Here is a 12,031-nt window from a genome sequence, read left to right as displayed (position 1 = left end):
ATCCAAGCCATAGATAAAAAATGTAACTACATTAATTTTTTTTTTTTTTTTTTTTTTTGGAATTTTTTTTTTTTTTTTTTTTTTTTTTTTTTTTTTTTTTTTTTTTAAAAAAAAAAAAAAAAAAATTAAGTTTTTTTTTTTTTTTTTATATTTGGCATCAATAAAAATTTTTCCTTTAGATACAATGTCAATATCAAATGGACATCTGACTGCCGCACAGACCAGTTTTTTTGCCGCCTCTACGTCATTAATCTTAATTGTCTTATTTGCTGTTGTCATATTCGGTAATCTCCCTTTCCTTTTGGTCTCCGGTTACTGTTCACTTCGTTCTCAGTAACGGTCTTCGTCCTATTGTCAGGACTTTTATATTGATTTTTTGACCCAGTCGTATTATACTGATTCACACATTGATATACAAACGTTATTTTTCTATATCAGATATTCTATTTTTATATAGCATAAGGAGCCGACTGTATTATGATTCTTGATTATTATCGTATTTTTTATTATGTAGCTCAGTACAAGAGCTTTTCCAAAGCAGCCGACGTTATGGGAAATAATCAGCCCAACATCACCCGCTGTATGAATATCCTTGAGAACGACCTGGGATGCAAACTTTTTATCCGTTCTAATCGTGGAGTACAGCTGACAATTGAGGGCGAGCGTCTTTTTGAACACGTTTCTATTGCAATAGAACAGCTTGTATCCGGTGAAAATGAACTTCTCAAGGACAAAGGGCTGGAGAGTGGACTTGTCAATATCGGAGCCAGCGAAATCGCACTGCGCCTGTTTCTGCTGAATGAACTGGAAGTTTTTCACCATCATTATCCACATGTGAAGCTTAGAATTTCCAATCATTCCACACCGCAGGCAGTCCAGGCTCTGGAAAACGGACTGGTAGACTTCGCAGTAGTCACTACTCCTGTTGCGCTGAAGAAGCCTCTCCAGAGAGTTCCTCTGTATTCTTTCCGGGAGATTCTTATCGGCGGAGAGGAATATGCAGAAATTGCCTCCAGAAAACACCGTCTGCAGGACTTGCAGGATATCCCCCTGATCGGAATCGCACCGGGCACCAGTACAAGGGAATTATATACGCAGTACTTCATGCGCCATAATCTTCCCTTCTCGCCGGATATGGAAGTGGCAACAACAGACCAGATTTTTCCTATGGTACAGCATAACCTGGGAATCGGATTCTTTCCGGAAGAACTTGCCGCTGAGCATATCGCGAGGGGCAAAATCGTGCAGATTCCTATCGAGGAACCTCTTCCGGAGCGAAAAATCTGTCTGATCCGCAACGTAAAAAGACCACAGAGCATCGCTGCCCGCAGTCTTGAAGAACATCTCACCTCACATCGGGAAACTGAATAACTGTTACTGCAGACAGCAGTACCCCCAAAAACAGGGATCACTCCTGCAGATATCTGGTCTGCAGTGGCAATCCCTGTTTTATTGATGTTATTTATTTAATCCTTTCATGGATAAGCTGATACGTTTTTTCTTCATATCAACTCCGATCACTCTTACATCTACGATATCTCCTACACTTACTGCTTCGAGAGGATGTTTGATAAATCTCTCTGTCATCTCGGAAATATGCACCAGACCGTCCTGATGAACTCCGATATCTACGAATGCACCAAAATCAATAACATTACGGACTGTTCCTTTGAGAACCATTCCTTCTTTTAAGTCTTTCATCTCCAGTACATCGGAGCGAAGGATCGGCTTCGGCATATCATCACGCGGGTCACGTGCCGGTTTTTCCAGTTCTTTCACGATGTCACGAAGTGTGATCTCACCGATTCCCAGTTCGTTTGCCATCTTTTTGTAATCTCTTACCTGCAGGGAAAGTCCAAGCAGATTTCCTGCCACAACATCATTTGGTTTATATCCAAGTTTCTTAAGGAGTGCCGCTGCTGCTTCATAACTCTCAGGATGTACACTTGTCGCATCCAGCGGATTCTTTCCACCGGAAATACGCATGAAACCTGCGCACTGTTCAAATGCTTTCGGTCCTAATTTTGCAACTTTGAGAAGTTCTTTTCTGTCTGTAAACTGTCCGTTCTCTTCTCTGTAAGCTACGATATTCTTGGCGATTGCTTTGCTGATACCGGAAATATACTCTAACAGAGATGCCGATGCCGTGTTTAAATCAACACCGACTTTATTTACGCTGTCTTCTACGACACCGCTTAATGCTTCATCCAGTTTCTTCTGATTCATATCATGCTGATACTGACCTACACCGATAGATTTCGGATCGATTTTTACAAGTTCAGCAAGCGGATCCTGCACACGTCTTGCGATAGAAGCCGCACTTCTCTGTCCTACATCAAAGTTCGGGAATTCTTCTGTAGCAAGTTTACTTGCAGAGTAAACAGATGCACCTGCTTCATTTGTAATCACGTACTGTACCTTCTTCTCCGGAATTTCTTTGAGCATATCTACGATTACCTGCTCAGATTCACGACACGCAGTACCATTTCCTACTGAAATAAGAGAAACGCCGTATTTCTCGATCATTCCCTCTACTGTATCCTTGGCAGCACGGATTTTCTTCTCTGTTGTCGGTGCTGTCGGATAAACAACTGTAGTGTCCAGAACTTTGCCTGTTGCATCTACAACAGCCAGCTTACATCCTGTACGGAACGCAGGGTCCCATCCAAGTACGACCTTTCCGGCGATTGGAGGCTGCATCAGAAGCTGTTCCAGGTTCTTGCCAAATACATGGATTGCACCGTCTTCTGCCTTATCCGTGAGGTCGCTGCGGATTTCTCTTTCGATTGCAGGTCCGATAAGACGCTTGTAGCTATCCTCTACTACAGTTTTCAGGATTGATGTTGTATTTGGGTTGTCTTTTATAATGATTCTCTTGTTCAGGTAACGGAGAATATCTTCTTCCGGAGCATTTACCTTTACAGTGATAAATTTCTCCTTTTCTCCGCGGTTTAATGCTAGGATACGATGTCCTGCCAGTTTCTTGATTGGCTCTTCGAATTCATAATACATCTCGTATACTGACTGTGCATCTGCATCCTTTGCTGTAGAAGAAATGCTTCCGTTCTTTGTGGTCAGGTTACGGATATAGATACGATAATCCGCTTCGTCAGAAATACGCTCTGCAATGATATCTTTCGCTCCGTTTAATGCCTCAGTTACATTCTTAACGCCTTTTTCTTCAGAAATATATGCTTTGGCTTCCTCTTCTACCGGTTTATCTGTCATCTGCAGAAGGATAATATCTGCCAATGGCTCCAGACCTTTTTCCTTTGCGATTGTCGCACGTGTACGGCGTTTCGGGCGGTATGGTCTGTATAAGTCCTCTACTACTACCAGTGTCTGTGCATCCAGGATCTGTTTCTTCAGTTCTTCTGTCAGTTTGCCCTGATCTTCAATACTCTTTAACACCTGATTCTTCTTATCTTCCAGGTTTCTTAAATAAGTGAGTCTCTCTGAAAGAGTACGAAGCTGCTCATCATTAAGAGAACCTGTTGCTTCTTTTCTGTATCGGGAAATAAATGGGATGGTGTTGCCCTCGTCAATTAATTTGACTGCGGCTTCTACCTGCCATTTCTCCACTTTCAGTTCCTGTGTAATTGCCTGAATAATATCCATTAATTTTTTATCTCCTCTTGTTGCTTTTCAGAATGCAGATGCGTGTAATCGACCCTTGCATCCACATTGTTTTTCTTCCATAGCATAAAAAACGCTCTTGTGATAGGGTATCAATCTGGCGGTAATTTGTCAAGTGCGGGATTTTGGCATACATATGTCAAAATCCCACAGAATAACAGCGTATAAAAAGTAAATTACCCAAAATATTCATTAAGCTGTGCAATAAATTCTTCCGGCACTTTCCGTTCAAACGGAAAGCTTTCAATATTTCCCAGTCTGTCTGCAATATAGCCGAGCAAAACTGCACTTCTCTCCAGTGACCAGTCTGACAGCAGTGCAATGGTATCGTGACGGGTATGCATGCCAAACCCATCTCTGTTCAGAGTCATGGCAGGAATGCCTTTCCATGCAAAAGTATTGGAATCACTTCCCCATATCTGGTTCTTCGTTGACATTCCGATACCGATTTCATGAGCCATATATGTGAGTATACTGCAGACAGATGCATCACCGGTGACACCTGCCACAGTTCCGCCTACAAGCTGTCCGGCAAGATCTACATTCATGTTAAAACGATGTGCCGAAAGTTCATTTTCATGAATTTTGATATAATTCTGACTTCCCAGCAGACCTTTCTCTTCTGCACCAAACCATACGAATTCCATTGTTCTGCGTGGTCTGTGCTCTTTGAAATATCTGCAAAGCTCCATGATGATCGCGGCACTGGACATATTATCGTAAGCACCAGGTCCCTCTGGTACGGAATCATAGTGTGCAGTAAGAGTCAGGATCTCCTCTGCTTTATCTGTTCCTTTGATTCGTGCCACTACATTTCGGGATGTACGTGCCACTGTCTCCTGTTCTACAGACAGGCAGGCCCTAGCCGCCCCTCTTGTCACTAATTCGACAGCATCTTTATAATGAATGCTTACACCCGGAATTCTATTGTCATAATTTGCCGCTTCTTTCCCGGCTGCTTTTTTCTCTTCACCTGGCAGATTCTTCGGTAAGCTGTATGCACGCGGTGTCAAATCTACGCCCTCGTCCAATGGGGAACCGACAATACTTATAAAACCGGCTACACCTGCTTTCACCAGTTTCTGGTACAGTTCCTTTCTTACCGGGTCATTTACCATAACAATTTTCCCTCTGGCATTTGCGAGGCTGATCTCATCAGCATTCTCCACATACAAAAAAGATGCATTCCGTCCATTCTCATCTGTATTGGCACATCTTCCATATCCGGTTACGATGTATTCTTTTGCATATGGTTCCGTTATCGTAAGCTTCGCCTTTTTTACCTGAAAAGTTTCAAAACAAAACTCTTCCAGATGATTCTCCACACCAAAACTATTCAATGTTTCCTGAATAATCGTTGCTGCTTTTTCCTCTCCTACACTTCCTGCCTCTCTGATATAATCAAACTCCGCCAGAAACTCCATCTGACGTTTTCCACTGATTTCATTTGTGTTCATAATTGTAAAAACCTTTCTCAAATATATTTATACTACCAGCAATTATTCCTATTATACCATTTACGTATAAGTTTTTTCCACCATTATAAATGAGAAAATTCAGTAAAACCAAATTAATAAAAATAAAAAAAGACCTTTATCAACATTTTTACATTGTGCCAGTTAAAGGTCTTTCATATTATGATTTTATTTCAAGCTATTGAAGTATTCATCCCATGGTTTTGGTTCGTTATCTTCTTCCTCTTCCGGAGTTGTCTGACTCTGCAGGCTGTCCTGTACTTCTTTACTCTCTGAAGAATCATATGGGTTATCCTGTGTCGTTCTATTATTTTCCACAGAACCATACAAACTATCCTGGGTATTCTCACTTGCTGCATTATTCTGCACTTCTTTGTTCTCATCCGAAGCCACTGATGAATCACCTGTCACACTCCAGAACTGCTGCTGATTTTGCTGATTTTCCCCAAATGTTCCGCCAAACATCGGATTTACGAATTCCTGTGCATTACGTTCCTCTTCCTGTTTCTGTGCAGTGAGTTCTCCTGTCAGATCACGATAAAACATGGTTTCTGTCATGATCATATAAGGCAGTACCCACAAAAGTGCAATATAAAATGTAAAGACAGAAAGGAACATCAGCGGAATAAAACTTATCTTAAGCATCAGATATCTTCCAAAGTTTCCCTGCATCATTTCGATACTTTCTTTCAGAGCATCTGTTCCCTTCAGTTCCGGTCTGTCCGCCAGAATATAATATGTCATTTCCAGCGGAATAGACAAAATCTGATAAACGATCATTCCCACAAGCATCAGGAAAATACTTGTATACATCCAGGTAATCTGCGCCTCCAGAGAAGCACCTTCAGCCGGTGTATTCGTGTTTCCATAAATGGTATATGGCAACATGGTAAGCAAGTTAAGCACTGCCAGAAAAAAAGTAGCAACGATCACTCTGTCCGGGTGATGTTTATAAAAATAAATCAAATCATTTAGTGAATATGCTTTTCCTCTTGCAATATTCAGGTACATATAATTCAATCCTGCCGATATCACATTGATCAGCAATGTCAGAATAAATGTAAATGCATATCCCAATACAAGGTCAAGTGTTTTCTCGCCCGGAAACAGCGCGGAGGACAGCATGCTGCTGATCAGCGCCAGCGCCTGCACCACAACAAATGCCAGGATAAGCGTTCCATATTTGCCTGACATTGCCTGTTTTGCATATCTTTTTAATTCACGTCTCTGTGTCATTAAATTCTCCTAAATCAGTCGGCCAGATTAAATGCATCATGCACTGCATTCATCGCACGCACACCATCTTTTTCATTGATCAAAACTGTCACACGGATCTCAGACGTGGAGATCATGTTGATATTTACACCTTCATTGTAAAGGCTCTCAAACATCTTCGCAGCTACTCCAGGATTGCTCATCATTCCTGCTCCTACGATGGAAAGCTTCGCAATATTTCTCTCAGAATGCAGTTCTGCATATCCAAGTCTTGCCTGATTTGCATCCAGAGTTGCAACAGCATCATCCAGGTCATTTCCGTCTACAGTAAAGGAAATATCCTTCTTGCCTGCACGTCCGATAGACTGCAGAATAACATCTACATTAATATTCTTCTTTGCAAGGGTATCAAATAATTTAAAAGCCACACCCGGCTCATCTTTTAATCCGATTACTGCGATTCTCACTGCATCTGTATCCAGAGCAACACCGCTGATCAACATTCTCTCCACTGTAACTTCCTCCTTTACCACGGTTCCTTCGCTGTTATTCAAACTTGAACGTACCACAAGCGGCACACCATATTTCTTAGCCATCTCTACAGAACGGTTATGAAGTACACCTGCTCCGAGAGTCGCAAGATCAAGCATTTCATCATAAGTGATCTCTTTGAGCTTTCTTGCTTTCGGAACCTTACGCGGATCTGCTGTATAAACCCCATCTACGTCTGTATAAATTTCACATGCGTCTGCATGAAGAGCTGCCGCGAGCGCAACTGCTGTTGTATCAGAACCGCCTCTTCCAAGAGTTGTATAATCATCATACTTGTCAACTCCCTGGAAGCCGGTAACAACTACGATCTTCTTACTATCCAGTTCTCTTCTGATACGCTCTGTATCAATTCTCTTTAAACGTGCATTTCCGTGAGCACTTGTTGTATGCATGGCAACCTGAAATGCATTCAGGGAAACAGCAGGAACTCCCTGCTTGTCCATCGCCATTGCCATCAAAGCAACGGACATCTGCTCACCGATCGTAAAGAGCATATCCATCTCTCTTTTCGGCGGTTTCTCATTAATATCCTTCGCCATCGTAATCAGTTCGTCTGTATATTTGCCCATCGCAGACAGAACAACTACCACGTCATTTCCCTTTCTGTACTCCTCTATACAGCGGTTGGCAACATTAAAGATACGTTCTTTATTTGCAACCGATGTACCGCCAAATTTCTTGACAATTAACATCTTTTTGCTTCCTCCATAATAAGTTTACAGGAAAGAGAAGCTTCTCATATCTTCCCTTTCCTGTTCTGTTTACAGTAATCACTGTACAAATATTTATCTGAAGTTTTGTATCAGCGTCCACCTTATCAGGCACACTATATGATACACGAAATCTGTCAGTTTATCAATCTTTTACTCTAATCTTTGCAAGTACCTGATCCCCGATCTGAGTCAGCTTCTCTTCAAATTCTCCCTGTGTCATTTCATCAGTGATAATTGCACATTCCTGTGGAAGCTGTCCCAGGCTGATGATCTCAACATCACCAAATACCTTCTTCACTTTTTCTGCTGCTTCTTTTTTGATTCTCACAAAAAACTTTCCTGTCACTTCATCCAGTGGTTTCAATACTGCCGGAGTACTGTTCCAGTTTGTCACAATGTTAACATGGAGATGTTTGGCAGCATCCACAATATCACCAACTACAGCACTTGCTGTAGGAAGTTTACCTGCACCGCTTCCATAGAACATGGCATCTCCAAGCATATTTCCATGTACAAATACTGCATTAAACACATCATTTACACTGTAAAGAGGGCTGTTCTGACCGAGCATAAACGGTGCTACCATTGCATAACAGGTTCCGTCTGCCAGTCTGCGGCTGGTTCCAAGAAGTTTGATAGTTCTGCCAAGTTTCGCAGCATATTCCATATCTTCCGGTGTGATCTTTGTGATTCCCTCTGTATAAATATCTTCGAAATCAAAATATCTCTCATAGGCAAGAGAAGAAAGAATCGCAATCTTACGGCATGCATCATATCCTTCTACGTCTGCGGTAGGATCTGCTTCTGCATATCCTTTCTGCTGTGCTTCTTTTAATACCGTATCAAACTCGCAGCCTTCTGTATTCATCTTATAAAGCATGTAGTTGGTTGTTCCGTTCAGGATACCTGTCACTTCATCAATCTCATCTCCTGTAAGAGAGGAATTGATCACACGGATGATCGGGATTCCGCCGCCGCAGCTTGCCTCGAATAAGAAGTTAATGCTCTTTTCTTTCGCGATATCCATCAGTTCGCGGCCATGTTTTGCAACCAGAGCTTTATTGGAGGTACATACATTCTTTCCTGCCAGAAGTGCTTTCTTTACAAAAGTATAAGCCGGCTCTACACCGCCCATAACCTCTACTACGATATCCACTTCCGGATCATTCACAATCTGCTCATAATCATGAACCAGAACCTCTTCTACCGGCTGTCCCGGGAAATCACGAAGATCCAGGACATATTTTACGTTAAGTTCCTCTCCGGCACGTCTTGTAATGCTCTCTTTGTTTGTGTTTAATACTTCAAATACACCGCTTCCAACTGTGCCATATCCTAAAATTGCTACATTGATCATTTTCTTTTACTCCCTGCCTAGTATTTTCAGATAGTGAATTCCTTCATTCTGTTCAATTGTCTCAACCATTGCTTCCGCATCTCCCTCTCCCGGAAGAATATCCACGCTCAAAGTAAGTGTGGCAATTCCGTTGATCGGAATGCTCTGATGAATGGTAAGAATGTTTCCATGAAACCGTGCAATTGTCTGCAGGACAACCGACAAAAGCCCCGGTTCATCATCCATCTGGATGATAAAGGTGATTGTCTTTCCCCTGGTTTCTTCATGAAATGGAAAAATATCATCTTTGTATTTGTAAAAAGAACTCCTGCTGATTCCTGTGCGCTCTGCCGCATCCTGCACAGTGTCCACCTTGCCGGAATCAAGAAGCTTCTTGGCTTCCACGACCTTTAACAGCACTTCCGGAACCGCGCGTTCCCTTACTACAAAATATTTCTTTTTTTCTGATACTTGTTTCTGCATATCAATTTACCTGTCCGTTTCTTAAAGACATTTGTTTTCATATAATGGATATCTTATCACAATGGACAAAAATACGCAAGAAATATGTTTCTGCATAAACAGATTATCTCATCTGTATTTCCTACATCGCATAATATATCTACAAATCACCATAAAACGCTCAACTATTTATACAACGCGAAAAAGGCTGTCGTAATCCGGGACAGCCTTTTCTAATGTTTTATTTCTTCAGCGCGATCCATTTCAGATATGCATTGATAAAGATATCGATTCCGCCGTCAAGCACTGCATCCACATTTCCGGTCTCCTCGTTTGTACGATGATCCTTGACCATAGTATATGGCTGCATGACATAAGAACGGATCTGATTTCCCCATCCGATATCAGTTACCTCTCCACGGATACCGGAAAGTTTCTCCTCTGCTTCCTGCTGCTTAAGAAGATACAGCTTCGCTTTCAGCATCTGCATTGCTTTATCTTTATTCATATGCTGAGAACGTTCATTCTGACACTGTACCACGATTCCGGTCGGGAAATGTGTGATACGGATGGCAGATGATGTCTTATTGATATGCTGACCGCCGGCACCACTGCTTCGGTAAGTATCGATACGGATATCGTCATCATTGATCTCTACATCCAGATCCTTCTTGATATCCGGCATAACATCGCAGGATACGAAAGAAGTCTGGCGTTTACCTGCCGCATTAAAAGGAGAGATACGCACAAGACGGTGAACTCCTTTCTCTGACTTCAGATAACCATAAGCATTTGTTCCGTTTACCTGGAATGTAACAGATTTAATGCCTGCTTCATCACCATCCAGATAATCCAGCACTTCCAGACTGAAACCTTTCTTATCTACCCAGCGGCTGTACATACGATAAAGCATGCCGCACCAGTCACAGGCTTCTGTTCCGCCTGCACCTGCATTTAACTTGATGATGGCGTTCTCACTGTCATATTCTCCGGAAAGAAGTGTCTTGATACGGATATTGTCGAAATCCTTCTGGAATTCATCCAGCATCTCCTGAATCTCAGGAATCAATGCAGGATCGTTTTCCTCATATCCCATCTCGATCATGGTTTCCATATCTTCCATCTGAGTAATCAGATTCTGATAAGTCTCCATGTCATCTTTCATGTCTTTTAATTCTTTCATTTTCTTCTGGGAAACTTCTGCGTCATCCCAGAAATCAGGCGCTTCCATCTCGCGCTCTAATTCTTCGACCTTCTGCTCTTTGTTAGCGAGGTCAAAGTGAATCCCTCACTTCCACTAATGGTTCTGTATAAGTTGCAAGAATGCTCTTGAACTGGTCTAATTCAACCACAGCTTCACCCACTTTCTTATTTTTAAATATAAATATTCTTTGTCAGATTTTTACGATATCCGACTGGATTTTCTGTTCAGACAAGTATAACAGACGAACACTTGTAATTCGTTCCGCCACTTGTCGATAACCCTGCAAACAGTTTCCATTACGCTGTTTGACTCGTTTAAAATAATAGCATATCTTCCATCAAAATACAAATAAAGAATTATCCGCAGCACAAATCTTGTTACTGTTCACTCCGCTCTCAGTAATACGCCTCGCGGGATAGTAGATGTGAACAGTAACCAAATCTTTACTGCGGGCTATAGGCAACTCTATAAAATTTTTTGATTTTTATGAGAAAAAGCTCTCCGCCACACTCATATCTGCAATATATCCGACCGTACCTGTCATGTAGATTGTTCCGTCCTCTTCAATATCAATCTGAATCATTCCGCCAGGCTGGTTTACATTAATGCGGGATTCCACAAGTCCCAATTTATATGCCGCAGCCGCTGCCGCACAGCTTCCTGTTCCGGATGCCTTTGTATAACCGGAACCTCTTTCCCATATTTCGATATCCAGATTTCCTTTGTCAATCTGGCGGCAGATCTGCAGGTTCATTCTCTCCGGAAATTCATCCGCGTTTTCCACATAAGGTCCCAGATTTCTGACAGCTTCTGCACTTACATTATCTGTAAAAATAATACAATGTGGATTTCCTACTGTCAGACAGGTAGCTTTATATTCTTTTCCATGGAACATAAACCCTTCCTTAATTACTTCGCGGACTTCACCGGATACCGGAATGTCGCTGGAAATAAACGATGGTTTTCCCATATTTACTTTAAATTCCGTTGCACGGCTGTTCAGACATTCTACCTGAATTGTACCGGACAAGGTTTCAATGTCAAATTTCTTCTCTGTAACATATCCCTGATCCATCAGATACTTTGCAAAGATACGCACACCATTTCCACTGATTGCTGACTCACTTCCGTCTGCATTGTAAATACGCACCCCAAGTTTTCCCTCAATCTCTACCGGTCCATAGAGCACGCCGTCTGCTCCCAATCCGAATCCTCTCTGGCAGAGAAGGGCAACTTTCTTTCCCTGGAGCTGCACCCTGTTCCTCTTTGGATCCAGAATAAGATAATCATTTCCAAGTCCCTGGTATTTACTCATAATAATTGTATTTGCCATAGCCGCATCCCTCTCCTTATCTATCACTCACAAATATATTCTTTCAAAATCACTTTCTACTAATCTGTCATATTCTTCTTTTACTTACTATAGGCTTATTATATT

9 protein-coding genes and 1 pseudogene are annotated in these 12,031 nt (G+C 41.8%); 1 reads left to right on the top strand and 9 read right to left on the bottom strand.

Going from position 1 to position 12,031, the window contains the following annotated elements; genetic code table 11:
• Positions 1-279, bottom strand: a pseudogene (locus AC058W_RS06035) (hypothetical protein); the annotation flags it as partial.
• 198 nt (positions 280-477) lie between these two features.
• On the opposite strand from AC058W_RS06035, the gene AC058W_RS06030 reads away from it, so the two are divergent.
• On the top strand, positions 478-1,371 hold the full coding sequence (locus AC058W_RS06030) for a LysR family transcriptional regulator (RefSeq protein ID WP_117674258.1): 894 nt from the start codon (positions 478-480) through the stop codon (positions 1,369-1,371).
• Between the two features lie 87 nt (positions 1,372-1,458).
• On the opposite strand, the gene AC058W_RS06025 is transcribed toward AC058W_RS06030, so the two are convergent.
• The 8 genes from AC058W_RS06025 to dapF all read right to left on the bottom strand — a co-directional run bounded on the left by AC058W_RS06025 (position 1,459) and on the right by dapF (position 11,926).
• The gene (locus AC058W_RS06025; protein WP_117674257.1) at positions 1,459-3,618 is read right to left on the bottom strand and encodes a Tex family protein; all 2,160 of its coding nucleotides are present in this window, start codon (positions 3,616-3,618) and stop codon (positions 1,459-1,461) included.
• 194 nt (positions 3,619-3,812) lie between these two features.
• On the bottom strand, positions 3,813-5,093 hold the full coding sequence (locus tag AC058W_RS06020; protein WP_119243828.1) for a M28 family metallopeptidase: 1,281 nt from the start codon (positions 5,091-5,093) through the stop codon (positions 3,813-3,815).
• A gap of 186 nt (positions 5,094-5,279) precedes the next feature.
• Complete coding sequence (locus AC058W_RS06015) at positions 5,280-6,347, bottom strand: DUF975 family protein (protein WP_119243829.1); 1,068 nt, start codon at positions 6,345-6,347, stop codon at positions 5,280-5,282.
• A 14-nt stretch (positions 6,348-6,361) separates the two neighbouring features.
• On the bottom strand, positions 6,362-7,570 hold the full coding sequence (locus AC058W_RS06010) for an aspartate kinase (protein ID WP_117674254.1): 1,209 nt from the start codon (positions 7,568-7,570) through the stop codon (positions 6,362-6,364).
• Positions 7,571-7,733: 163 nt separating this feature from the next.
• Positions 7,734-8,948: a homoserine dehydrogenase gene (locus tag AC058W_RS06005; protein ID WP_479389819.1), complete on the bottom strand. Its 1,215-nt coding sequence runs from the start codon at positions 8,946-8,948 to the stop codon at positions 7,734-7,736.
• A 6-nt stretch (positions 8,949-8,954) separates the two neighbouring features.
• The gene (locus AC058W_RS06000) at positions 8,955-9,410 is read right to left on the bottom strand and encodes an ACT domain-containing protein (RefSeq protein WP_117674252.1); all 456 of its coding nucleotides are present in this window, start codon (positions 9,408-9,410) and stop codon (positions 8,955-8,957) included.
• A gap of 220 nt (positions 9,411-9,630) precedes the next feature.
• Positions 9,631-10,741, bottom strand: a protein-coding gene (gene prfB / locus AC058W_RS05995; protein WP_117674251.1) for a peptide chain release factor 2 whose coding sequence is annotated in 2 segments (ribosomal slippage) — positions 9,631-10,665 and positions 10,667-10,741 — 1,110 coding nt in all. Because the reading frame shifts where the segments join, the coding sequence is not laid out codon by codon here.
• A 336-nt stretch (positions 10,742-11,077) separates the two neighbouring features.
• Positions 11,078-11,926 (bottom strand): diaminopimelate epimerase, encoded by an 849-nt coding sequence (dapF, locus tag AC058W_RS05990; RefSeq protein ID WP_117674250.1) that lies wholly within the window; start codon positions 11,924-11,926, stop codon positions 11,078-11,080.
• Positions 11,927-12,031: the final 105 nt, after the last annotated feature.

The organism is Blautia sp. CGZ-1-C1 (assembly GCF_056504575.1).
The sequence above is the reverse complement of the archived record's forward strand: the minus strand, read 5'-3'. Positions and strand labels throughout refer to the sequence as shown.